Below are 25,618 nucleotides of genomic sequence, written 5' to 3' on the forward strand. Positions count from 1 at the left end.
AAACGCAGGGACTGAAAGGTTCGAGGGAGCGCAGTGTGATACCGCAGAGACTGTGTGAACATATCGTAGATATTTGTGAGGAGGGATGAGATGAATACAAAAGCAATTTATACCGTTCATGAAAACGGGAAGGAACACTATTTTTTTTTGGAACATGCAGGAGGGTTCAGTTACCCTTTTGCAGTAGCTGATTTTCTGCATAGCTTAAAGGGTGTGCTGAATGATCCGATGTCACCACAAAAAGGATTATGTGTAGCACCAATGCTGGAACAGATGAAAGGCAATTATTTGTTCCCGGAAGAGATAGAGGGAGAAGAATTATTTACTGCGGTTGAAAAAGAGCAGATGTTTCAACTTGTGATGAAAGAACAGGCATCATTTGGAATTGAAATTGATATGGAACAGGATACGGTATCATTCCATTTCTGGGAGGGAGAGGAAGAACTGCAGGAATTTTGTGACATAGGATTTCCAAGACATGGAGAAACAGAAGAATATAGCGGTGAAACATTTTATTATGCCGCGGATAATGTGAGAGTCAAAAACATGATGGACGGAATTGAAATGTCGGTCAGTGCGGAAAACGAAGAAGCATACAGGAGCATGATATTAGAGGCTGTGCAGAAACAAACTGAGGAGCAGAGTACGGGAATAAGCCAGCAGATGTTGGATAGTGTGTAGGGTGACAAACAAATTTTACAGAATGGCAATTTGTAGAGATTGGTGTGCTTATTTTTCTGAGGTTTATGACGATATATTACATAGCATTGAGTTAATTCTAAACGGATTTTGAATTTATTTACAAGGAGGTTTTTATATGTCGATGAATATTAGCGGATCAGGTAATACATATAATGGCATCAATACAAATAGCAAACAATATAAGGCTTTGAAAGAAAAAGGCTGGTTATCAGGCGTTATACAAAATGAATCCATGATGTCACCAGAAGAAAAAATGATATATGAAACGTTCGGTGGAAGAGATACGATTATTAAGAATTTGATGAAACAATTTGATTCGGATGGTGATTTACTGAATGCAAATGGAGTGGCAGGAATGGATGTTACTGGCAAAGGTACATCGTGGCAGAAACTTACGAGTGTATCTGAGGAATATCGTCAAAAGATGTTTGATAATGTGAAGAAGGAATTTATTCAGGAAAACGGTATTTCAAATGGTGACACAACGAAGCGTTCAGATATTTTCAAAGATTATCAGTTAAGTGTAAGTAAAGATAAACGTTTAAGTGGTACATGGACTTTAGAACAATATGAAGGACAGTATAGAGCCGCTATGTATGCAGCAGTGAAATCAGCTAATCCAAATTGGAAGCCGGGACAAAAGTTTGATACAAGCATTATTGATAACGTTACAAGAGAATCAGTGGAATCTACTCTTGTAAAAAATGGTAATAGGTTAGTTCGTAATTCTATTGATGTATCAGTATAAAATACGATCACTTCAATTTGGGCTAAATAACCATTACCACAATTACAACTAAATAAAAACCCCGGTGTCAGAGCGTATAGAAAACAAATCTATGCGCTCTGTTTTTATGTAAAGGAGCAGATTTATGAAAAAATAGCAAGGCTGGACAGCGAGCCGCTGATAACACAAATTTACAAAGATAATTATGAAAAGGCAGTGTATGGGAACTGAAAAGATAAGAAAAGCATTTTATATTGAAGAAGAACTGCTGGGGCAGGTAGATGCCCTGTTACCACAGGCAGATGTGCGTTCACGAAACGAATTCGTCAATCGGGCACTGCGGTTTTATATCGGATATCTCACTTCGGAGAAAATAGAGAACTATATGCTGACAACCATCTCCTCCGTCATGCATGCAACGGTAAAGGACAGCGAGAACCGTATGGCTCGTGCGATGTATAAACTTGCAGTGGAGACTTCCAAGCTGTCCCATGTGATCGCATACAGCCATGGCGTGGATGAGCAGGCACTCGGAAAGCTGCAGGCGAAGTGCGCAGAAGAGGTGAAACGGATCAATGGAGCAGTGAGGTTTGAGGAGGCATATGAATATCAAAATAGACAATAGTAGGGAATAATTGGCGAAATGAAAATGCTGTGCTATGATAAATATATGCTGAAATATTTTTAGATTTGTAAAAGGGGGAAGCGTATGTCAGATAGCAAAGCAAGATTTTTTTTGCCACCAGATGATTATGAAATATTACGCTTTGGCGGAGAATCTGTAAAGGACGAGGAAAAAGGGATAAAACGGATTATGAAATATTATCATGATTCCGGTCTGACAGAAGAACAGTTGAGGGAAAATAATAAGAAGTATAATCTTGAGCAGATGCTCCAGATAGTGAAAGAATATTTTGGAATGGAGTATGGATATCGCGGTGAGGGAATCGTACTAAGCAATCGTTACCAACGGTCTGTGAACAGTTATATTTTCTTAGAGGATGAAAGAGAACAGTTTGTACATATTGATGAATTATTTGAATCATCAATAATGGCGTTTTTTCTGATTATTTTTAAGTGGTCCAAAGAATTTGATAATCTTGAAGTCTATGGTAATTGTTTTACATATCTTTTATTTATAATGAATGATGTGAGTATTCTGGGGGATATTCCGAATGAAAAGTCAAATGAAATGTTGCTGCAGATTATGGACGGAGATGCACAAGTTATGAATTTGGCATCTTCATGTTATTGGACAGTAGTTATATTTAGTCTGGCACATGAAGTTGCGCATTCATATTTTGCAAGCATAGGGAAAAAATTTCCGAACAGGAAAAAGGAAGAATTCAAAGCAGATGCAGTAGCTTATGACATTGTTTTGAAAATTATTATTGACTGTAGCAGAAAGGGTGAGGAGAACAGAATAATAGAAGATTATGCTTATCTGGCTCCGGTCATGTATATGCAGTATTTTGATCTGTTTTATTATACAGACAGAGTTTTGTATAATAGAATGATTAGGACAAATACACATCCACTGCCAAAGGAAAGAATTTGTCATCTGTTTGCTATTGCTAATGATGATAAATATGACTTTGACACAGAAAATGGAAATCACTTGTATGCAGGTTTTCTGGATGCATATGATGAATATCGCACACAGTTGCTCATGAAAAAAGAAAGAGGAAAATTGGATAAAATTATCCGAACAGAAAAAAGAGAACAGAGAGGCAGAAAAGATGAATAGAACACAAGCTATGGAATTGGATGGTCAGATTAGAAAACATTTAGAGGAGTATTCATTACAGAATGGATTGAATCCTACATTTGGAAACACAATCATGGATAAATACTTGGAAATTATTCCAGATACTGCAAAGCGGGAGATGATTTTTTTGGGAGATAAATCAGCCTCCTATAAACTGGGGAATATCAGGCTTGATATTAAGAGTGGACTTGTAGCAGTAATGGAATTTGTGGCATCACTTTCCAAGCCGGAGACAGTGTTTCAATATGCCCAATTAATGATTATATCTGCCCTCTGTATAGGGGCAATTACAGAAAAGGAATTAGATCAGGATAGTGCTGTCGTGGTATATGCACTCCATAAACAGAATGCTTATGCCACAGGGATTACTTTGGAACAGTTAAAAAATGAAATCGAGAGAATGATTGCTGATTATCAGGTGGAAGAGTTTGAAATGGAAAAACTGGATAAATCTGTAAGCAATTTATTAAAGTGGAAAATCATTGATATTGACGAAGAAAAGATATATCTTAAGGAAATTGTATGGGGAAAGTTAAAAGAGTAAATTTTATAGGAGGACACCATGCCCAAACTTATCCTACGCTGCAACTACCTCAAGAACTCCCCACCCGCGCACCTTGCTAATTACATCAATTACATCGGCACCCGTGAGGGCGTGGAGAAGGTAGGCAGCACGACATCTTCACTGCCAGCCACCGATCGGCAGAAAAGTCTGATTGAAGATATTCTGGCAAAGATTCCCGATGCGAACCGGATGCATGAATACCACGATTATATCCAAAGACCAACCAGAGAAAATGCATCGGAGTTTATCACGCAGGCGTTGGAAAATAACCTTGACATCATAGCGAAAAAGAAAAATTACATGGATTATCTGGCAAACAGACCGGGAGTAGAAATCATAGGTACTCACGGTCTGTTTTCAAATGAGGGAGAACCGGTGGTGCTGTCCCGTGTGGCAGAAGAGGTGGCAAATCATCCAGGTGTCATCTGGACGAATGTCATCAGCCTGCGGAGGGAGGATGCCGAGCGGTTAGGCTATGACAGTGCCGCCCAGTGGCAGGCACTGTTGAGGAGCAGGGTGCAGTTGCTGTGTGAGAATTGTAAGATAGACAGCCGGAACCTGAAATGGTATGCGGCATTCCACAATGAATCCCATCATCCCCATGTGCATCTGGTGGTCTATTCTTCTGATCCGTCCGAGGGATACTTGACGGCAAAGGGAATTGATGCCATGCGTTCTGCATACGCACATGATATTTTCCGGCAGGAGTTTCTAAGCATCTATGAGAAGGCAACCGAACAGAGAAACCAGTTAAAAGAGCAGGCAGAAAAAAGTCTGCTTTTTTTGTTGCAGCAAATGCAGGAGGGAGTCTGTCATAATCTCAAGATTGCAGAGCAGATGCAGCTTTTATCCAGACGGTTAAAAAATACCGGAGGGAAAAAGGTATATGGATACTTGAAAGCAGATGTGAAAGCCATCGTAAATGACATTGTAGATGAACTGGCAAAGGAAGAGCGTGTGGCAGAATGCTATCAGGCATGGCAAAAAAGCAGGGAGGAGATACAGCATTACTATAAAGATTCGGAAATAGAGATGATACCGCTGTCACAGCAGAAGGAGCTAAAGAGCGTTAAAAACATGGTCATCCGTGAGGCAGTCCGTTTTGGAGAAGGGTATCTGTATCTGGAAGAAGCGGAAACGGGAATGGAACGGCTGGAAGAAGTATCCGAACAGCAGACAGAAAGCCTTGCCGCATTGCAGGGAGAGGACATGCCGGATATCCTGCCTGGACAGACGGAGATGGAGGAGCAGGAACCAGACAGGCAGGAAGAAGAGCATGGGGAATCCATTTCTTATTTTGCCAGATGGACAGACCGGTATAAAGAAGCGAGGGAATATCTCTACGGCACAATGGAAACAGAACCGGATGAGGAGGCAGCCCATGAGATTATGCTGGAAGAGGCAGAGCAGGGAAATGCGTATGCCATGCACGACATGGGAAAGATTTATGCGCAGGGCATTGGCTGTGAGGCAGATAAAGAAATGGCAGATGTGTGGTACAAAAAAGCATTAGCGGCAATGCATTATGTAGAGCAGAAGAAAAGAAATACCTATCTGGAATACCGCATCGGGAAAATGTATCAGTACGGACTTGGCACAGACGAGAATCTGGAACAGGCAGCGGAGTGGTTTTTCAAGGCGGCAGCAAAGGAACATAAGTATGCGCTCTATTCCCTTGGCATGCTTTATCTGCAGGGGAAGGGAGTGGAACAGGATGAGGAAACCGCATATAGTCTGTTGTTCCGGTCTTACAGCAAGGGAAATCCCTATGCGGCATATGAACTTGGAAAACTCTATGCGGCAGGATGCGGTACAGAGAAAAATCAGGAAAAGTCGGAAAATTGTTATCGTGCTGCCTTTTTAGGTTTTCTGAATCTGGAGAAAAAATCAAAGGATGATACGCTCTGGTATCGTATCGGCTGCATGTATCTGCATGGGATCGGGACAGAGGCAGACGAAACGAAAGCGGAACATTATCTGACAAAGGCATCTGATTATGGCAACACCCATGCCTCCTATCAGCTTGCCAGACTCTATATCAGACAGGAGAGCCAAAAGTTAAGCGGGGAGTCTGGGACAGCACCGGATTACGCAAAGATTGCAAAAGCGGTAAAGTGGCTGGAAGAATCAGCCGCACAGGAAAATCCGTTTGCGGATTATGCACTAGGACGATTATACAGGGAAGGCATACTGGTGGCAGCGGACATGGAAAAGGCAGTGTTCCATCTGAAACGTGCCGCGGATGCCGGAAACAGCTATGCACAGTATCAGCTTGGAAAAATATATCTGGAAGAGGACACCAGAAACATTCCGGCAGCCATACAGTATCTGACACTGGCTGCGAAACAGAAAAATGAATTTGCAGCATACAGGTTAGGGAAAATTTATCTTGCCGGAGAAGAACTGCCAAAGAACACAGAGCTGGCACTGCATTATCTGAAGATGGCAGCAGACACCGGAAACCAGTATGCACAATATGCCCTGGGCAAAGTGTATCTGATCGGAAAGGATGCCCGGCAGGACAAGGAACGGGCATACGACTATTTTTTAAAATCCGCAGAGCAGGGAAACATTTATGCGGCGTATTTTTTAGAACACTGGAATGACATGCCACACCCCGATCTGCTCTTAATGGCAACAAGGCTCATGCGGCATCTGGAACATATCATGGGGGAGAATGTGTCCGGAAGAAAGAGCGGAGGCCACAGGCAGGGGATTGACAGAAAACTGGCACGAAAAATCCGGCAGAAGAAGATTGCACAGGGACATGCCGTGGATGACCATGAGGACATGGTACAGACACAGTGATCACAGGAGGAGAAGTAGAAATGATGAGAGGAGGTACGATTGGGAGATTTTATTTACTTTACAGAGGAACAGAAGGAGCGAGCCAATGCGGTACATATTGCGGACATCCTTCGCCGGGAGCATGAGGAAGTGGAGCGTTCCGGAAATGAATGGCGCTGGAAACGGCACAGGAGTGTGACTTTCCGGGGGAGCAGTTGGTACCGCCACAGCAGACAGGTCGGAAGTCATGCCATTGATTTTATGCAGGAGTTCTTCGGGATGTCCTACCCGGAGGCGGTGAGCTATCTGCTGGACGGAGAACAGGGACAGATTATTGAACGGGGAAAAAGGCAGGAGACAAAAAGAAAACCGGCAAGAGCCGGGAAGGGACGGCAGGCTGTAGACAAAGAACAGACAGAGGAAAGAAAAGAACCAAAAGAGCCAAAGGAACTGAAACCGCCGGAGAAAAATCCGACCATGAAGAGAGTCTATGCATATCTTCTGCAGAAACGTCATATTGACAGGGAAATCCTCTCGTACTTTGCAAAGGAAGGAACCATATATGAATCTGCGGAGCATCACAACATTGTGTTTGCCGGACTGGACAGCGAGGGGAAAATCCGGCATATCCATGTGAAGGGGAGCTGTTCTGACGGCAGGAGCTTCCGGCTGAATCAGGAAGGCTCGGAAGCTGCCTACGGATTTGGATACAGGGGAAACGGGAACAGACTGTATGTGTTTGAGGCACCCATTGACCTGTTATCATTTCTTTCCCTGTATCCAGACAACTGGCAGGAGAACAGTTATATCACCTTAAACGGTGTGGCAGAACATGCCATGCTGCAGGCATTGAAAGACAATCCCAGACTGGATACGGTTGTGATGTGCCTCGACCATGATCCGGCAGGCATAGAGGCGTGCGGCAGACTGGCTGAGATTCTGGTACGCAATGGATATGGTGCGGTAAAGAGGTTACAGTCAGCCTGCAAAGACTGGAATGAGGATTTAAAGGGCAGATATGGTGAGGAAACAATTCCGGCACAGGAGCATCCGAGAGTCATGGAATGCAGGGCATGGACAGAGGTGCTGAAAGAGGTGACGGAATCCATCAACATCAAGTATGCCGACAGAAGTTATATCTGCCGTTATTATCAGGATATTTATAATGAACTGAAAAAGGGCAGAGGCAGGGAACAGCTTATGGATGCCTTTGACGGGCCGGGGATGCTTTTGACCGGAGTGCTTGTGCGGTGCATGGAAAAAGAAGGGATTGCACTTGGCAGGGAAACCAGTGCAGGACAGATACTGGAAAATCTGTCAAAGCGTTATCAGCCGCATAAAGACAAGGGAAACTTCAATACCCGCATCCGGCAGATGCAGGCAGCCTTTGAAGAAACACTGGAGGTGTTCGATACAAAAGACTTAGAACAAAAAGAAAATCAGGAACTGCTTGCCAGAAAATGTATGAGCTTTGCGATGGAATGCATCCGGGCTCATATTTTTGTTGCTATTGACTGCGGGGAAGAACAGATGAAGCCGGCAAAACAGGCTGTGAAGGAACACAAAATGGAATATCAGGAGGGAGGAATGATGCTATGCAGCCAGTCGTGATGCTGGTGATCGCCGGGGTGGCAATGTTTTCCGTGATTGGAGGCGTGTCACTTCTGTCGCACTATTATACATTAAACGGAATCAAGAGCAGGACTGTCGGGGACGGTCAGCATGGAACGGCAAGATTTGCCACGAAAAAAGAAATCGCAGAAACCTATGTGCAGGTGCCCTATGAACCGGAGCTGTGGCGCAGGGGTGAGAACCTGCCGACTGCACAGGGACTGGTACTCGGCAGCATGGAACGGGCAGGAAAACTATATGCGCTGGTGGATACCGGGGATGTGCATTGTCTGATGATCGGTGCGGCAGGAGTCGGAAAGACCGCACACTTTCTGTATCCCAACATCGAATATGCCTGTGCCTGTGGAATGAGTTTCCTGACCACGGATACAAAGGGAGACTTATACCGCAACTATGCAGGCATTGCAAAAAAATACTATGGCTATCATACGGCAGTCATCGATCTTCGTAATCCGACCAGAAGCGATGGTGATAATATGCTCCATCTGGTCAACAAATACATGGATGAGTATCTTGCAGACCATACGAACCTGAGTGCCAAGGCAAAAGCGGAAAAATATGCGAAGATTACGGCAAAGACCATTATCTCCTCCGGTGGTACGGACAGTTCCAGCTATGGACAGAATGCGTTTTTCTATGATGCGGCAGAAGGCGTGCTGACGGCAGCCATCCTGCTCATTGCGGAATTCTGCCCGGATGGAAAAAGACACATCATCAGCGTGTTCAAGCTGATACAGGATTTACTTGCACCATCTAAAGTGAAAGGGAAAAACCAGTTCCAGCTACTTCTGGCAAAACTCCCGGATACCCACAAGGCGAAATGGTTTGCAGGGGCAGCCTTAAATACGGCAGAGCAGTCCATGCAGTCGGTTCTCTCCACGGCATTATCCAGACTGAATGCTTTTCTGGATTCCGAGCTGGAGCAGATACTCTGTTTTGATACCGCCATCGATGCAGAGCTTTTCTGCAAACAAAAGACGGCGGTGTTTCTGGTCATGCCGGAGGAGGACAATACCAAGTATTTTATTATTTCTCTGATCTTACAGCAGCTCTACCGGGAAATCCTTGTGGTGGCAGACGAGAACGGAGGGAAACTGGACAATCGTGTGGTTTTCTTCTGGGATGAGGTCGGAACGATTCCGAAGATTGAAAGTGCAGAGATGATGTTCTCAGCGTCCCGATCCAGAAGGGTGAGTATCGTACCCATGATCCAGTCCTTTGCCCAGCTTAATAAGAATTATGGGAAAGAGGGTGCAGAAATCATTATCGATAACTGTCAGGATACCATCTTCGGAGGGTTCGCTCCGAACTCGGAGTCAGCGGAAGTGCTGTCAAAGAGCCTGGGCAACAAAACCGTCATGTCCGGTTCCATCAGCCGGGGAAAGAATGATCCGAGCCAGTCCCTCCAGATGATCCAAAGACCGCTCATGACAGCGGATGAATTAAAGTCACTGCCCAAAGGAAACTTTATCGTATCAAAGACTGGGACTCACCCTATGCGGACAAAACTGAAACTGTTCTTAAAATGGGGCATCACATTTGAAGAACCCTATGAGATTGAAGAAAAATCTGCAAGAAAGGTAGCATACGCAGACAAGCAGGAAATTGAAGAGGAGATCATACGGAGATATATGTGCTGTATGGAAGAACCAGACGAGACACCTGCAGAAACGGCAAGGACAGGAGGCATGCAGCAGACACCGCTGACGGACACCATGAAAAAGATGCGGCAGACCTTACGGACGGAAGATTAGGAGGCAGGGTGACTAGGAAAGAAATCTATGAAACGGAGCTGCCACACAGGGCGGTGGCGGTCTATCTGTATCTGGAGACTCGTGCGGACAGGGAGAGGACATGCTATCCGGCAATCGGTACCATTGCCAGAGAGCTGCACCTGTCTGTAAGTACGGTCAAGCGTGCAATCCACGATCTGGAGTGTGCAGGATTTATACAAAAAAAGCAGAGATGGCGTGAGAACGGAGGAAAGAGCAGCCTGCTCTATGAAATCATAAAATAGGCACAAAGGGATTACTGCGCCGGTCAGGTGGACTATGGTATGGTTCACCGTGGCCTGTGCAGGGAACTTTTCACTTTAAGGGGAAGAACAGAGAAAAGAAAATACAGTTGGCGATATGAAACATCAATATATTTTTTCGGAAAAAAACTAAGAATTGAAGTATTACCAGATGGATTATGCGGGGACTCATAATTTTATTTTCTAATCGTATTTCGTGCGGAAAAATCGTATTTCGTGATTTATATATTGTGCAAAACAGTAAAATAAAAAATAATGAATATGCAAGTTTAGAGTACTCATAGAAAAGAGGAAATAAGGTAACGAATGGTGGCATACTGAAGCTGATAGTGTTTATTTGAGGAGAGTGGTAATATGGTAGCAAAAAAAATGGAAAGAGTGCTTTTAATAATGTGGTTTGTTAGTTTAGTTTTTGTGTGCATTATAGGTTATAGGGAAATAATCAATGCTGTACCATATGGTTTGGAAATGGCTTCAAAAATTGTAAGTGAAAACAATGGGATGGATGGAACCTTATATCAAAAAATCCTAACGGAAGCAATTCATTGTTATCAGATAGTAGGTGCATTATTGGTTATGTTAGGTGGTTTTGGAATAATTAAATCGGTATGCGCAATAAAAGAAAAACATAGATAATTGAGAAAATGTGCTGTCAATTTGATGGCACATTTTCTGTGTGATAATACAATTGATATTGGTGTTTTGGACACTTCAATGAAAGATTTTAATTAAATTAAAACAGGTAGAAAATAAAAATTAGAAATGTTCGATATATAATGAGAAAGAAGGTGAGTGCTATGCTGGAAATTGTTGTCTGTGATGACGATATAGCAGATCTTGAGTGTGCAGTGACTATGCTGCATAAGATTTTTACAAGTCAAAAGATTGCTTATCATATAGAGCAATTTGCGTCTGCAAATCAAATGCTTGAAAATATCAGCAACGTTGATATCGGAATTTTAGATATTTCAATGGAAGAACTGAATGGTATTAAACTGGGGAGAAAATTGAAGGAAAAATTCCCGGATGTGAAATTAGTGTATATTACGAGTTATGAAGAATATTGTATGCGGGTCATTAACGAAGTTCACGCATTTTCATTTTTATGTAAACCATTGGAATATGATAAATTGGAAATGCAGATGTTGGAACTACTGGATCAACTGCCGGATACCGGAGCAGAAAAGGATTTTTATAAAGTGACGGACAGCAATGGGAAAGAGTATCTGTCAATCAAATTGAAACTCAGGGACATTTTATATTTTGAATACATAAAAAGATCAAGAAAAGTACTGATAGCGTTGTCTGATATCACATATGAGTATGACTGCATTTTTGAAAAACTGGTTGTAGAACTGCAGCCCTATGATTTTGTTGTGAATTGCAGAGGAAATCTGGTTAATTTAAGGCATATTGAAAAAATAAAAGGCTTTACCATTTATCTGGACAATGGAAAAGAACTCCAGATTGCGCAAAAGAGAAGCAGCGATTTTAGAGAAGAAGTAAATAAATTTTTGCAGAAAAATTCATAGGAGAAACGATGAATACGATTTTACTGATATTATGTAATGCTCTTTCCTGTTTTATCATAAGTAACATACTGTTCCAGTTTATGAATGGAAAGTATAAAAAGAGTAGTCAAAATAGATATGCATATATTGTGATCGAGGCTGTCACAGTGATTTTTACAACCTGTATCAATATGCTCAATCATTCCATATTAAATTTGGTGGTCTGGGGCGTGTTGACGGGGATAATAGCATATGCTCTGTATTATGAGGATATGGATAAACCGTTAAGACGTATCATTGAATGTGAGGCATTGGTATTTTGCATGTCTGTTTGTGAATCATTAGGAGTGATTCTTTTACAATGTATTTTGCAGGCAGCAGATATAAAAAATGTGAATGAAACGATGCTTTACTGCCTTGAGGTAACATTTTCAAAAGTAATACTTATTTTTTTGTATTATACATTCATAAACAGGTTTGTGAAAAAGAGCGATATTCCTTATGCAAAGACAAGGTACATCATGTATGGAATGATACTCCTATACAATCTGATTAACATGGGTGTAATTGTAGAGAATTTTAAAAATGGAGAAGAAAATTACTTATGTGCAGTCAATATGGGGTGTATTGTTCTGGCAGATCTATACCTTTTATATTTTGTTAAAATGGCAGATGAAAAGAACTATTATGAAAAGCAGCTCATCGCTTTAGAGCAACAGGCAAAGGTACAATACGAATACTATTTGATGCAGACAAAAAAATATGATCAAACCGTCCACATATTACATGATGTAAATAAGCATATTAAAGCAATCGAAGGATTATATGGTGCAGAGCAGGGGAATACGGCAGGAGAATATGCAGCGGAAATCAGAGAACTGTTAAAGCCGCTCATTCCGGTTCAATACACAGAAAATCCGATCTTGAACATTCTTCTTACCGATAAAGAATCCGTTATGAGGGAAAAAGGTATTTCAGTAACCATAAAGGTGGATAATGTGAATCTGAATTTCCTTGCACCAATCGACATTACAACTATTTTTGGAAATTTATTAGATAATGCGATTGAGGCAGCAGAGAAGCTGGAAGGAGAGAAATATATTTCGATTAAGATTGGCTCATACCATAAAATGATAGCTGCCAGCATCGAAAATAACTGCGGGGAGGTAAAGTGGAAAAATGGTTTTCCGGTATCAGCGAAAGGAAAAGGCGGTGGAATAGGACTGCTGAATGTTCAGAGCAGTGTAAAAAAATATGATGGAAATTTAATATTGAAAAGTGATGGAAATAAATTTATTGCTGAGTTATTCCTCAATTCATAAAAAGTCTTACTTCGTGCAAAAAAATCGTACTTGGTGCAGAAAAGGTAAAATATTAGAAGTGGGTTGTCGATAGAAAAAGAAAAATAAAGCGGATGACAGATATAAAAAATTTAATGATAGGAGGCTTCGATTATGTCAAGAATTACGGACTACGGTTTTTTATTTCAAACGACATTTGGAACATCAAAAACAAATTTAATCAACAATATTCAGTTGTCCCAAATGAATAGCAGTTCTGTACAGAAACAATTAAAAGCAGCAGGGATCGACACAAACAGTAAAAAGTATAAAGCAGCACTGAGTGAGATGATGAAAAATGGAAACGGTGCAATGTTTACAAATGTTCAGGCAATTAAGAACCTGATGAGCCAGTATGACAAAAATGGAGACTGGATTGATCCGAATACCGGATTAACAGGACTTGCTGTAACGGATGAGAACAGAAACAGTTATAAACATATCATTTCTATTCCAGAGAGCAGCCGGGAAGAAATGTTTGAACTGGCAAAGAAAGAATTCTTAAATGAAAACGGTACTTTAAATGGTGATACTACCAAAAGGGAGAGTGTATATAACAATTTATACAGAAAAATGGATAAGGATGACCGCTTATCAGCAGGCTGGACAATGGAACAATATGAACATCAATACAGACAGGCATTTGCAGAAGCTGCAAAAGCCGCAGATCCTACATGGAGAGCTGGTAAACCAATACCGGCTGGCGCATTGGATGGCATTACGAGAGAGTATGTTGAGAGTGGAAAGAAGTCAGTAGATATAAAAATATAGTATGCTTTTGTCGGGTACTTTCTTGTGATTATCCTGTAAAGGCATGGTCTTTGGACCGTTATGGAGAGTGAGTAGATTCCGAATGACAGAGGAATGAAAATAATTGGAGGAAACGAAAATGAGTATAGCAGGAATTAACGGTTATAATTATTCAAATTATTATACAGGAACAAAAAGAAACACTGCGAAAGCGAACGGTATGAATTCCGGTTTGTTATCAAATGTAAGCAGTACATCTTCTAATATTACATTACATATGTCGGGAACAGAAGATAGTGGAAATGCATTAACAGCAGTAGGATTTCCGGATGGCAGTAGTGCATCTGTATATAAATCAGATGCATATGATTCGGCAAACCCAGAATACAGGGTAAGATATTGGGACAAAGAAGGAAATTACACAGATACAAATGTACAGATAAATGATGTTGATCCAAGAAATGCAAGTTATTTGGAAATGCTTGCATATACAACATATAGTGATGTAGAAGGCTTTACGAAAAATGCTTTTGGAGATTTCATGAATGCGGCTGGTGGTGTGAATGGCAACATCACTTATGATTCTGATAGCATAAATGAAAAGAAAGACTATATGAGCATGATTAAAGAATTTATGCAGTTACAATATGATTCGAACAACTTATCAGGTTATCTGTCATATAAGGAATTGTATGATTACATAAATGACAGAACAGAGAGGTGATTCAATTAAATGGAAATATCAAATAATTATAGCACAGCAAAAGTGTGGAACACATCGAATAAAAATGTTTCTAAATCTTCTAAAAAAAACAAATGGAAATTAACGGATTCTTTAAAAGAGAAGATTGTTGATCTGGCAAAAAAAGATGCACAGGACAATGTATATATGGGAAATGCATTTATGAATTTGAGAAAGACGGAAGTAAGCAAAGTAGCCCCGAATAGAGCTGCTTTAATTGGAAAGTTTAGTCAATCAATGAATTCAGGTAATATGTCAGCAATGAAAGAAGTTGAGGAAGCAGACAAAAAATGGCTCTGTATGCTGTTTGGAATACCTTATGAGGCAAAATATCAGGGAACAGGGACAGGCTCGGCAATTCATGTATACAATGAAGAGGGCGAAGAAGTTTTGACCTATACAGGGGGAGTAGGCTGGCAGGAAAAAGAAACAAAAGCAGAGTCACAGGTTCATTCAGCATTAAAAATGACATATTATGAGGCATTTAGTGAGGCGAGAAAAGCACTAAATAGTGAAGAAAAGACTGGTAGTGTAGGTGAAAACATAATATTGCAAGATAATTTTGATATGAAGGCATGAAGTATGCAATTAAAATAACAGTAACTTCCACAGTGTTCATTGCAGATGCACAGGGGCATATAAAGAGAATAATTTGTGGCAGGACTTTAAAGCCGTGACAGTTATTATTGATCCGTCAACAGGTAAGTTAATAGATATAGAAAGTTTTAATTATTATTATGATTATGCAGTAGGATCAAATTCTTTGACATTCACCAGACGTTATCCGTCAATGACATTGTATAAATATGGAAATTGAGGTGACAATATGAAAATATCTAATTACATGAATAATACGAATTCAATAATGGAAAAAAATACTGATAAAGTACAGAAAGGAAATAGTCAGACAAACGAAAAACATACAGTGGGGCAATCAGTGAAGCTTTCGATTTCTAATGAGGGATTGGAGTATTATCGTAATCGTATACAGCAGAGTGGACAGGAAAAATATGATGATGTGGTTCAAAGAAAGGAACTGTTAGCGAGTAAAAAAATCAGTGATATTGATTATAGTTATGAAATTCAAAAGAAGGCAGCACAGCAGAATCAAAATGTTGATACAGGAAAAAGTGCCTTAAATATTACTGACAAGGCAAATAATTATGTTAAAGCATACGCAGAATTATATGATGAAATTGTGAAGGGCTATGAAAATGGAACCAGAGAAATATATGTAGCTGATGAAAATGGAACTCGTAAGCTTACACGGGATGAAGAATTAAGCAATTTAGATGTAGCATATAAAAAAACAGTGGATGACTTTGTGACAATGGAGACAACAAATCAGCATGCCCGTGGAATTATCGGTGAAGAAATGAATAAAATTTCAAAAATTACATCAAGGTCTGCATTAGCGTCAGATTACATTGGGGAACAGAAAACAAAGGGAAAGGACGAAATCCCAGAAAATTTAACTGAGAAAATGTATGGTGCAATCACATCATTTAAGGAAAAATATACAATGATTCATCATAATCAAAATCAGTTTTGAGGTTATTGGAGCGTCACCAGAAGAATGTTACGGTTATGCAGGTCCAGTAGGAAAGAGTGGATCAGAAACAGCGAATGACGGAGAATCTTGGTGGGAGAAGCGCCACGAAAGAATGGAAGAACTTATGAAAGAACAGGAAAAGGAAGCAGTAAAAAGAGCACAGGCAAGACGAAAAGCTGTACAAAACGAATATCTAAATAGCCAGTTGGCGGCGGCAGCATATGAGAAAAGCAGTATTATTTTACCAGATAATCCTGTTATACAGTAGGCTCATCTTTTGACAGGAAAGCATAAGAATGCAGGTAAGATATTTTTCGGGAGGAAGGATAAGAAATGGAAATAAACAGTAATCATTCTACATATGGTGCGGCATTTCGCCAAAAACCAATTTTTTTCATGTCAGGGAAGGAAACAGTGGCATTTTTTGAAGGAAAACTGAAGAAAAATATGACACTTCAAGAGGATACCTGTACACTTGGCAGCAATGACACTTATCGCAGACAGCATACTACTTATGAGGTTTCTGACAAGAAGGAAAGTACATTTCTGGATCTGGATTTTCTGATCAAGGACGAAACCAGCAGTCTGAAAGGAAGTCTCAGCGATAAAAAGGATGTGGATTTCTACAACTTTTCCATCCCTTTTAACCGGACGATACAGAATTACTTCGGTGTCCAAATCTATATGGACATGCCGGAAGGCTGCGATTATGACCTCACCTTATATGATGAATATGGCAATCAGGTCGGAAAGGCAGAATGGGATGGGGAAGGACGGAAAACACTGACCATCCCGAACTGGGATACAAATACCAATAAATATTGTATCAAAATAGAAAACAAAAATGGGGAAGAAGTTTCTCCAGATGATTATTATAAAATCAGTTTCAAGGTTACGGAAAATAAAGAACAGGAAAAGACCGATGCCATAAGGGAGGCATTCGGGAACCTTCACGGTGCATACAGCCGGAAAGATGAAAATTGGAGGGAATGCCTCGACAAATATAATGAAGTCCTGATGGATACAGAGAAAAATTATACAAAAGAAATGGAGAAACTCCACCAGAAGCAGTTTGAAAGTCTGCCGGAAGAAAAGAAATACAAAGGCGGGCGCACAGTGGATGAATTGTTGCAGGACATGGCAGAAGGAAAGACACTGGATGATGTGGAAATGGAGTATGTGAAAATTTTTGCCAACCTGAAAGATTTTGAGAAAGCACAGCAGAAGGCGGAACTGAAACATGATTTTTCCGAGGATTTTGTAAAGGATCTGGAAAGCAAAGGTATCTCACGTGATGAGCTGGATGGAATGCAGATAAAGATTGAAAGCAATGGGAATGTAACAGTGAGCGGTATCGAAGATAAAGAAGTCCGGGAACAGGTTCAGAAACTGGTAGAAGAAAAGTACAGTGACCGGATGTATCAGTATTACACAGGAATTGCTGACAGTGTGGGAAATCTGTCGTCTAATACCTATCAGTATGCCACGGATGTGCAGGAAGTCAGGCGTTACTTAAAAGGGGTTACGGGAGAAGATATTTCTCTGGAGAACCTTTATCTGACACCGGACGGAAAAATTGGCGGGTTGCCGGAAAAAGCCGCTAATCTGATCAACAAAACAAAAGACAATGCCAAGATAGAGCGGATAAAGGATGCATTGATAAATATTATAGGACATAACAGGACAAGCGGTGATCTGGGGATTCCCGATTTTACTTCGGAGTTTCAATTCAGCAATGGCGCTTTCTCTGTGGCAGACAGCGGTTTTACGGTGGATATGGCGGCATTGGACAGAAGGCTGACGCCCCAACCCCATGATAACATGTATTCGGATATGTATGAGTACAGTTTCAGGAAAGTATTATGATACAACATCAGAAGGAGGTAATTAAATGCGTATTGGTTCGGGAGTGCAAAGTGCATCGGAAGTATTTGGAAAGCAGCAAAATAATAGCAAAACATATGTTGCCGAAAATGAGGCATTTTCTCAGACATCAGTGAAGGTGTATTTAAAGACGGATGATATGTTGTTTTCAGGTGGAAATGGAACAGGTCTTTCGTTTTATATTAAATACGCAGAAGAGTCAACAGAGGATAATCCTGTAGTGATAGCCAAAGGAGTTGACGAAAATGGAAAAGAATTTGAAGAAAAAATTAATATTAACGATATTGATTTGAGAAATGCTTCTTATGTTGAAATGAGTGCTTTGGAGGCATATTATGATGTTGATAGGGGTAATGGTCTCAGCTCTCTTCCAGAAGAAACTGGTCACATGGGATTAAATGAAAGATGCGACCTTATATCCAGCTTTGAAAAGGTTATTCGGGATATGAATAAATTAGGAAGGTATGATTTGCAGATGTTTTATATGCGAAATATGAATACTTATCTAAATGCAAACAGTAAGCATAAATAGTGCTTAGTTATTTGAATATAGTAGAAAATATTGATATAAAGGAGGTTATAGCTATGCAGATTAGTGGATATTCCAGTGCCGCAATGTTGGCATATCGTTCTTCTGGTATGAAGCAAAAAGCAGGCACAGTGAAAATGCAGGATTTTTCTCAGATGGTACAGAACACAAGCGCACAGGCAACAAGCCAAACAGATAAGACAGCGGCAACAAAAGAAGTATCCGAAGTTGATGAGATGGCAGCGTTCAAGCAGGAAATCTATGAGGAACTGGCTGAAATTGATAAAATGAACTCCTCGGCTATTTTGTCCAATTCTGTACATATCACAGAAGATGGATTCAAAAGAATGAAGGAAGATCCCGCCTATCGCAAAGAAATTATGGATTGGCTTCGTGCAGATGCAAGAGCTTCTCATGGGCTTCCATTTGGTGTCCATGTTACAACAACAATTACAGGAGCTGGAGCAACTTGCTACGGGGCAAATGTTTACCATGATGATAGTGCAGCAACCAAAGCCGCTAAAAAGGATTTGGCTGATAAGAAGGCAAAAGGTTCATTTTATCATTCTGATCGTACCTATGCTGACCGTAGAGCCGCACAGCGCAAGAGGGACAGCGAGTATGTGGCAAGTGAACGCCAAAAGCGGGAACTTATGCAGAAGATGATGCTGGAAAAGCATATCGACCAAAAGGCACAGCGACAAGCACTTGATCAGAGAATTCTAGCACAAAATGTAGTTGACCAGAAGTATGTTCAAGACTACCTGTTGGGAATGCAAGAAAGTAAAAGCTGGAACATTTGAGTATAAATAAATTCATTTATACTTTTATGTAATAATTATGGGAAGGAGATACCGCTACAGGGGGGATTATAAATATGGTAAATATGGTAAATACCGCTGTAAATAGCAATATTTATGCAGGAAGAAAACCTGGTTCAAAATATAACCAGTCACATACTTTTCAACAAAAGGAAGTATTAGAGGTACCGGATGGTGCAGCAGTTAACAAATATGCAAATGTTCAAGAAATCTATGAGGCATTAAAATATAACGCGTCATATAGAGTAGATAAACAGGAGCAGGATGAAATTGCTGAGAAAGAAATTCAAAATGAAGAACCAGAAATAAGCAATGATTCCAGTGAAAAAATGACGCATGGTACCAGGGTGTTCCTTTGAAAGAATGGGCATTAACGGATCCTAAATACACGGATTCAGAAACGGGAATTTCATGGTATATTAGAGACGGAAAATATCCGTATATGGTAGGTGAGGATGCAGAAAAGTTCCGAAAACTTTGTGAAGAATCCGGGGAGTTCCCTCTAAAGAAATTTGGGGAAATGACGGGATTAATACAGAAATTAGATGACAATACAGTAGCGTATGTGGGTGATAACGGAATTGCAGTTAAATCTAAAGATGGGAAAGAGATGTTTGTGGACACATCAGGCTTGTCATATGATATTCTTATGGATATGTTCAGAAATTTGCCTAGAAATGGGAATTTTTTCAGCAATAAGTATTGGTCAGATAATATACAGAAAGCACAGGCTCGGAGCTGATGATACGTTATATTGCAAGAGTGTGTATGCTTGGACTCCGATAGGAGAAAGCAGATTGGTTCTGATTGACAGAAGAATCATATGGTTTTAGGATTGATTTTTTCAATCATAGGATTTATGGAGCGTAAGTAAAATGACTTTGGGGTTGTAAACGAGTGTGATGATATGGGGCTGGGAGAACAAGTTATTTTATCCGATAAAAAAAGCAATATAACGATGCAATCAAGGCTTATGAGCATACCGGTAACGGTGTAAGCTGGTCGCAGTTTGAATGGAAAACTTACGATACACAGATGACAGTCACATTTGAGGATTCGGTGAAAGTTGAAAGCATTTCAAAAGGAATGAATGTGATAAATGGGTAGATGCAATGGTAAATAGGAGGGACATGGTCTGCCGAAAGCATTGGATGCCTATTAAATATTCGGGAGGGAATCTGACCTATCAGGATTACGCAAGCGATATCCGGGAAATTTTAGCATATAAACAGACTCAGCACAAAGGTATTATGTCTGGGTTAAATGTACAGTTTGTCATGGCAGACGGTACAATTCAGATAAAATGATTGGAGGAATAGAAGTATGCACATTGGTTCTGGTCTGAATACCGTATCTTCATTGTACGGTCAACAAAAAGGTAATCAAATGAAAACTCCTGCATCTGGGGAAAAGACATTTTATACGGCAGAAAAACCGAAGGTATATCAGATATTTACAACAGATAATATGTTGTGGACAGGAGGTAATGGTACAGGTCTTTCTTATTGTCTTAAATATGCGGATGATTCGACGGATGAAAATCCTGTGGTGTTAGCGAAAGGTGTGGATGAAAACGGGAAAGAGTTTGAGCAAAGAATTTATATCAATGATGTTAATCCATCAAATGCTACAGTAGTCGAAATGCGTGCATTGGAGGCACATTACAAAGTGGAAAAGCAGGGAGGTTTCACGTCTCTGCCGCTTGAAGCTGGTAATATGGGACTTAACGACAGAAGAGATTTTATCGCAATGTTCAAAAAAAGCATAGAAGATTTAAACAAATTGGGAAGGTTTGACTTATCGTTGCTTTGGACGAAAAGTATGGATACATATCTTAATTTGCCAAATGCAAATAGTAAGTATAAATAGTGCTTAGTCATTTGAACATAGGAAAAAAAGAGAACTTGGATTACATATCATATTGAGGCTGAGAGAAATCCAATAGATGACATAGTCGGAAGAACTCCGAATAATGAAGAAAAAATGTGGAAAATAAAATGAAAAAAGTTTATCGATAGGGTTCCAGTATGATTTACATGATACAGATTATAAGACTTATATAAGGCAGGGGGATAATATGGTTACTGTAAATAATTCTGACTATTATAACAACATTCCAGCTGGCAGGGATTTAAACAAGCTGCCCAATAATTCCAGCGCCGGTACAACTGTAGGATATCAGTATGATGGACTTACAGAGGAAGATCGTTTCGTACAAAAAGTTTTGCAGGAGCATTATGATAAAGTGTACAAAGAAAATTTGTCTCATTCTGATCCAATGGCATATATCGAATCAAAATATTGTGATGTGACCTCACCTAATTTTTGCTCATATATGACAGAAGATCAGCGTTCCATAGCTTACCGCAATGAGAAAAGAATGTTACAAACAGGGGGAAAATATTCGGCTGGATTTGCCCGGTATGATTATGCATTAAGAAATTACAAGGATGTATATACAGGTGGTTCAAGAAGTGTTGGTTATGTACGCAATACTGACAGGGAAAAACAGTATGCCAGAAGTGTTGTAAATCAGCAGATATCAAATCTGTTTTCAAAGAATGGGATATCAATATCAAAACAGGCAGATTTGGTATTTTCTATTGACCCATATACATATCAGCTAAAGGTGTCCGGAAATGCAGATAGAGATACATTATCGCAGATAGAAAAATTACTGAATGAAGGGGATAATGCGAAAAATATATGGACACATGCGTGGATTTGTACGCATGATGCAGATAATGAAATTGTTAATTCGCAGGCAAATATGACAAAGGCAAACCAATATTCTTTATGGCATGAAGTGTATGAGACAACCGGGTATGATGCACGCAATGCGACATATAAAAATGGTACTTTTATTGCAGAGGATGGTACAGATTTACTTGCATTGTTTAAGGAAAAATCTAAAAATGGTGCAGGGTATGAACTTTATTCTAAGAGATGGCTAGAATATGCTAAGAATGGCTGGAAGAAAGAAAATGATTTAGTGTTGAAAATAGGCTTTGACAGCAGTGGATTGTATGATATAGGGCAGGAAAAAGGATATGGAGCAGCACAGAATATGTGGATGAAAGGTGTTAGCCAAAGTATGTTTGAAGCTAGAGTGTGACCAATGGATGACAGAAAGTATGAACCGCTTTAAGAAGTGGTTGAATAAAATTTTATACGAAAACCTCAAGCTGTTGGAGGTGGATTTATGGGAATCTCTTTTTCAAATATAGGAACAGTTGGAAGGGAACAGCTAATTACTTCTGGTAGTAATGGAGAACCAAACTGGTCTTATATTCCATCGAAAGGAAAAAGTACAAAAAAAGCGAATAACAGAACCTATCAGTTTGCAGACGAAAAAACCAAAAAGCAGATTGCTTATATGAGTGGTTATTACCTTCAGACAGTGCCGCAGAGTGTCAAGGCAGCATGGCAGGAAACATTGGAAGAAACTGGTTTTAATCCATTTCAGACGGATGTAACCAGTATATTAACGCAGCTATCGGTAGAGCAGGATTTTCTGACAGGTGGTGATGACAATATTTTTGGTGAAACGAAAGAAAGTTATTTAGCAGCTATCGACAAAGTATTGGAGAGAATAGAAAATCCGCTGGCAGCCGTTACAGATGAAAGGGCAGCATATCTGCAACAGGAAAAAGAATTTTATACCGTGTTGGCATCTAAAATAAGAGAATAAAATGTCGGGAGGAATTTAAAAAATGATTGGAAGTATAGGAGCGGAGAGCCGTTATTCAACAGGTTATAACAACCTAAAACCAAATCGGAACCAGAATAAGTGGGCTGACACTTTGGCTCAGACGGTGGATAAGGAGGATATTAGCAGTAGAGCGGATATCAATCGTGCTAAGAAAAGTACAGTGATGGATTCTTATCTGGCACTGTCAGGAAAAACGATAAATACTTTGAAACAGGAATATTCAGAGTACGAATCCGAAAATTATAGAATCGTACCCGATAATGAAGCTGAATGTTTTGATATATACAATAAAGACGGGGAGCGTTTGGGGGCATTTTCCTATTCTGATATAAAAATAAGACAGGATGAAACAACAGGAAAGCAGTTTTTGATTTCTGAGCATGGAACGATGAGTTACGATGCCCTGGTATTAGATGATGAATTAAAAGATGCATTGCAGAATGTAATGGATAAAGATTCGCTGGATGTGGAGACTTTGCAGGGATTTACATTAAATACACATTCAGGTACCGGCATCCAGTATTTAGTAAAAGACGGTGAAGAAGGCAGAGGTGGCAAGGTTCTTCTGCAAAATGAAGCGGATCGGAAGAGGTATGAAGAATTAGCGGAGATGTATTTTGACAAATACCCTAATTTAATTGAGAGTCGGGAAGAAGGTTTTATCTGGGCTGATTTAGAGATTAGAGGAATGGCAAAACGGACAGATCAGGGAATTATATCCATAGGAGCTGATGGAATGTCATACAGTGACAATGAAAATTATAAAAACAATTGGAGTGTCCGGTTTTCTGGTTCTATGTATGAAAATCTGTATGAATGGCTTCAGAATAACAAGGATAGCATGGAGGAAATCCATAAATTTTCTACATGGCAAAAGGTTTTTGACGAAATTGGTGGAACGTATGAAAGAGTCTGGTCGAAAGAAGAACTGGATCAGGGATATTTGAATAATTGAAAGAGGTAAAAATATGAAAATATCTAGTTATATGAATAATATGAATCCCATAATAGAAAAAAATGATGCTAAAGTTCAGAAAGAAAATAAGCAGGCAAATGAAAAACATACGATGGAACAATCCGTAAAGCTTTCTATTTCTAATGATGGAATAGAGCATTATTGCAAACATATACAGCAGAACGGGCAGGAAACCTATGATGATATACTTCAGAGGAGAGAACTGTTAAAAAGTGGAAAAATCAGTGATGTAGATTATGGTTATGAGATTTCAAAGAAAGCAGCAGAATTGAACAAAGATGCTGCTAATGCTGGGAAAAAGGCTTTAAGCACTACAGACAGAGCAAACGGTTATGTTGCAGTATATGCAGAGTTGTATGATGAAATTGTTCAGGGATATGAATCTGGTACACGGGAAATATATGTGACAGATGAAAATGGAACTCATAAGCTTACAAAGGATGAAGAGTTAAGCAATTTAGATGCTGCATATAAAAAAACAGTGGATGACTTTGTGACAATGGAGACAACCAATCAGCATGCCCGTGGAATTATTGGTGAAGAAATGAATAAAATTTCAAAAATTACCACAAGGTCAACTTTGGCATCGGCTTACATTGAGGAGCAAAAAACCAGGGGGAAGGATGAGATTACTGAAAACTTAGGAAAGAAGATGTATGGTGCAATTACCTCATTTAAGGAGAAATATACAATGATTCAGCCTAATAGAGAGCAGTTATTGATGAGCATTAAGATTTGATGATGTTAGTACTATGATTTACAAATAAAAATAGTAATTACATATCATATTGAGGCTGAGAGAAATTAAATATCCAAGTCGTTCAATATAATAGAAATTATTTTAAGTTTCAATAACAGGGAGGTAGGATTATGGCAATTACGGGTATCAATAACAGCAGTTACACATCGTATTATGCTTCAAATTATAAGAATACTGTAAAAAAAACAGATAGTGAAAAGGATAGTACAAATACAAAAGACGGCAACGTGACAACCAGTACAGTTGAATTAAAAACATCACGTCCAGGTGTGACAAAAACAGAGCAGATTAAGACAGGGTATAGTAATGTAAATGATTATTCAAAATACTTGCAGGGAAAATACCATTATGTGAATACGGGAACGACTTCAATGCAAGGGGTTCCGACAACAGTATCCGTTTCAAGTGCATTTTTACAGAAGTGTATGAATGATCCGGAAAAAGCAAAGTATCTGGAGGAAAACTTAGCAGCCATTCCAGATTGTGCCAAAAGTGCGGTTAATGGATGTTTGGGCACTTTGACAAATCTGAGTTATAAGGTTGATGAAAACGGAAATATTTCGGTGGCAATATCTGGTACAAATGATCCAGATGGGAAAATAGCGAAAGAGAATGCTGAACGAAAAGTAAAAGAGAACAGAGAAAAAGAGGAAAAGGTAAAAGAAAAAAGAGCTGCTAAAAAAGCAGAGGAAGAAAAAGCTGCAAAGCAACGTGCAGAAAAATCGGCAGAAAGAAAAGAAACGGGTGATTATACCTTATCCATAACTGGTAATGATGTAAAAAGTATGACACAGAGCCTTGTAGCAGAATCTGTGAGTATTTCTG

29 protein-coding genes are annotated in these 25,618 nt (G+C 39.7%); all 29 read left to right on the forward strand.

From position 1 onward, the window contains the following. Positions 1 to 90: 90 nt before the first annotated feature. Positions 91 to 681, forward strand: coding sequence for a hypothetical protein (locus tag DXD06_RS05015; protein ID WP_117830869.1), 591 nt, complete (start codon positions 91 to 93; stop codon positions 679 to 681). 142 nt (positions 682 to 823) lie between these two features. Next, positions 824 to 1,450: a DUF3879 family protein gene (locus DXD06_RS05020; RefSeq protein ID WP_117830902.1), complete on the forward strand. Its 627-nt coding sequence runs from the start codon at positions 824 to 826 to the stop codon at positions 1,448 to 1,450. Positions 1,451 to 1,649: 199 nt separating this feature from the next. Further along, the gene (locus DXD06_RS05025; RefSeq protein ID WP_117830870.1) at positions 1,650 to 2,054 is read left to right on the forward strand and encodes a hypothetical protein; all 405 of its coding nucleotides are present in this window, start codon (positions 1,650 to 1,652) and stop codon (positions 2,052 to 2,054) included. A gap of 84 nt (positions 2,055 to 2,138) precedes the next feature. Then, complete coding sequence (locus DXD06_RS05030; protein ID WP_117830871.1) at positions 2,139 to 3,176, forward strand: hypothetical protein; 1,038 nt, start codon at positions 2,139 to 2,141, stop codon at positions 3,174 to 3,176. After that, complete coding sequence (locus DXD06_RS05035) at positions 3,169 to 3,741, forward strand: hypothetical protein (protein WP_117830872.1); 573 nt, start codon at positions 3,169 to 3,171, stop codon at positions 3,739 to 3,741. The genes DXD06_RS05030 and DXD06_RS05035 overlap by 8 nt, the downstream gene beginning before the upstream one ends. Positions 3,742 to 3,759: 18 nt before the next feature. Continuing rightward, on the forward strand, positions 3,760 to 6,570 hold the full coding sequence (gene mobP3 / locus DXD06_RS05040; RefSeq protein ID WP_117830873.1) for a MobP3 family relaxase: 2,811 nt from the start codon (positions 3,760 to 3,762) through the stop codon (positions 6,568 to 6,570). Positions 6,571 to 6,609: 39 nt separating this feature from the next. Beyond that, entirely contained in the window at positions 6,610 to 8,160 is a 1,551-nt protein-coding gene (locus DXD06_RS05045) for a DUF3991 and toprim domain-containing protein (protein ID WP_117830874.1), read from the forward strand. Next, a complete protein-coding gene (locus tag DXD06_RS05050; protein WP_117830875.1) occupies positions 8,145 to 9,935 on the forward strand; it encodes a VirD4-like conjugal transfer protein, CD1115 family in 1,791 nt (596 codons plus the stop codon). The genes DXD06_RS05045 and DXD06_RS05050 overlap by 16 nt, the downstream gene beginning before the upstream one ends. An 8-nt stretch (positions 9,936 to 9,943) precedes the next feature. After that, complete coding sequence (locus tag DXD06_RS05055; protein WP_006859185.1) at positions 9,944 to 10,198, forward strand: helix-turn-helix domain-containing protein; 255 nt, start codon at positions 9,944 to 9,946, stop codon at positions 10,196 to 10,198. A 372-nt stretch (positions 10,199 to 10,570) separates the two neighbouring features. Continuing rightward, positions 10,571 to 10,852, forward strand: a complete 282-nt coding sequence (locus DXD06_RS05060) for a hypothetical protein (RefSeq protein WP_117830876.1) — start codon at positions 10,571 to 10,573, stop codon at positions 10,850 to 10,852. Between the two features lie 161 nt (positions 10,853 to 11,013). Further along, on the forward strand, positions 11,014 to 11,748 hold the full coding sequence (locus tag DXD06_RS05065; protein ID WP_117830877.1) for a LytR/AlgR family response regulator transcription factor: 735 nt from the start codon (positions 11,014 to 11,016) through the stop codon (positions 11,746 to 11,748). A gap of 8 nt (positions 11,749 to 11,756) precedes the next feature. Beyond that, on the forward strand, positions 11,757 to 13,049 hold the full coding sequence (locus DXD06_RS05070; protein WP_117830878.1) for an ATP-binding protein: 1,293 nt from the start codon (positions 11,757 to 11,759) through the stop codon (positions 13,047 to 13,049). Between the two features lie 132 nt (positions 13,050 to 13,181). Beyond that, positions 13,182 to 13,838, forward strand: coding sequence for a DUF3879 family protein (locus DXD06_RS05075; RefSeq protein WP_117830879.1), 657 nt, complete (start codon positions 13,182 to 13,184; stop codon positions 13,836 to 13,838). A gap of 118 nt (positions 13,839 to 13,956) precedes the next feature. Next, positions 13,957 to 14,541, forward strand: a complete 585-nt coding sequence (locus DXD06_RS05080; RefSeq protein WP_015517456.1) for a hypothetical protein — start codon at positions 13,957 to 13,959, stop codon at positions 14,539 to 14,541. A gap of 9 nt (positions 14,542 to 14,550) precedes the next feature. After that, positions 14,551 to 15,138: a hypothetical protein gene (locus DXD06_RS05085; protein ID WP_055171087.1), complete on the forward strand. Its 588-nt coding sequence runs from the start codon at positions 14,551 to 14,553 to the stop codon at positions 15,136 to 15,138. Positions 15,139 to 15,385: 247 nt separating this feature from the next. Continuing rightward, complete coding sequence (locus DXD06_RS05090; protein ID WP_117830880.1) at positions 15,386 to 16,111, forward strand: hypothetical protein; 726 nt, start codon at positions 15,386 to 15,388, stop codon at positions 16,109 to 16,111. Between the two features lie 124 nt (positions 16,112 to 16,235). Then, a complete protein-coding gene (locus tag DXD06_RS17420) occupies positions 16,236 to 16,379 on the forward strand; it encodes a hypothetical protein (RefSeq protein ID WP_243000856.1) in 144 nt (47 codons plus the stop codon). Between the two features lie 65 nt (positions 16,380 to 16,444). Beyond that, positions 16,445 to 17,977, forward strand: coding sequence for a hypothetical protein (locus tag DXD06_RS05100; RefSeq protein WP_117830881.1), 1,533 nt, complete (start codon positions 16,445 to 16,447; stop codon positions 17,975 to 17,977). Between the two features lie 25 nt (positions 17,978 to 18,002). Beyond that, positions 18,003 to 18,527: a hypothetical protein gene (locus tag DXD06_RS05105; protein WP_117830882.1), complete on the forward strand. Its 525-nt coding sequence runs from the start codon at positions 18,003 to 18,005 to the stop codon at positions 18,525 to 18,527. Positions 18,528 to 18,580: 53 nt separating this feature from the next. Then, positions 18,581 to 19,327 carry a hypothetical protein gene (locus DXD06_RS05110; protein WP_117830883.1) on the forward strand — a complete coding sequence of 249 codons (747 nt, stop codon included), beginning with the start codon at positions 18,581 to 18,583 and terminating at the stop codon, positions 19,325 to 19,327. A gap of 74 nt (positions 19,328 to 19,401) precedes the next feature. Next, positions 19,402 to 19,704, forward strand: coding sequence for a hypothetical protein (locus DXD06_RS17425; protein ID WP_243000858.1), 303 nt, complete (start codon positions 19,402 to 19,404; stop codon positions 19,702 to 19,704). After that, on the forward strand, positions 19,701 to 20,087 hold the full coding sequence (locus DXD06_RS17430; RefSeq protein ID WP_243000860.1) for a hypothetical protein: 387 nt from the start codon (positions 19,701 to 19,703) through the stop codon (positions 20,085 to 20,087). Before DXD06_RS17425 ends, DXD06_RS17430 begins: the two co-directional genes overlap by 4 nt. Before the next feature lie 388 nt (positions 20,088 to 20,475). Beyond that, positions 20,476 to 20,652 (forward strand): hypothetical protein, encoded by a 177-nt coding sequence (locus DXD06_RS05120; RefSeq protein WP_243000861.1) that lies wholly within the window; start codon positions 20,476 to 20,478, stop codon positions 20,650 to 20,652. A 16-nt stretch (positions 20,653 to 20,668) separates the two neighbouring features. Continuing rightward, complete coding sequence (locus DXD06_RS05125; protein ID WP_117830884.1) at positions 20,669 to 21,214, forward strand: hypothetical protein; 546 nt, start codon at positions 20,669 to 20,671, stop codon at positions 21,212 to 21,214. A 208-nt stretch (positions 21,215 to 21,422) separates the two neighbouring features. Continuing rightward, positions 21,423 to 22,460, forward strand: coding sequence for a DUF4885 family protein (locus DXD06_RS05130; RefSeq protein WP_117830885.1), 1,038 nt, complete (start codon positions 21,423 to 21,425; stop codon positions 22,458 to 22,460). Between the two features lie 87 nt (positions 22,461 to 22,547). Next, on the forward strand, positions 22,548 to 23,036 hold the full coding sequence (locus tag DXD06_RS05135; RefSeq protein WP_008115717.1) for a hypothetical protein: 489 nt from the start codon (positions 22,548 to 22,550) through the stop codon (positions 23,034 to 23,036). A gap of 22 nt (positions 23,037 to 23,058) precedes the next feature. Further along, positions 23,059 to 24,012 (forward strand): hypothetical protein, encoded by a 954-nt coding sequence (locus DXD06_RS05140; protein WP_117830886.1) that lies wholly within the window; start codon positions 23,059 to 23,061, stop codon positions 24,010 to 24,012. A 13-nt stretch (positions 24,013 to 24,025) separates the two neighbouring features. Next, positions 24,026 to 24,772 (forward strand): hypothetical protein, encoded by a 747-nt coding sequence (locus DXD06_RS05145; RefSeq protein WP_117830887.1) that lies wholly within the window; start codon positions 24,026 to 24,028, stop codon positions 24,770 to 24,772. A gap of 131 nt (positions 24,773 to 24,903) precedes the next feature. Beyond that, the coding region (locus DXD06_RS05150; RefSeq protein WP_117830888.1) for a DUF6033 family protein at positions 24,904 to 25,618 on the forward strand (715 nt) is incomplete at its 3' end.

Source organism: Roseburia sp. TF10-5 (assembly GCF_003462365.1).
Classification (GTDB): domain Bacteria; phylum Bacillota; class Clostridia; order Lachnospirales; family Lachnospiraceae; genus Roseburia; species Roseburia faecis.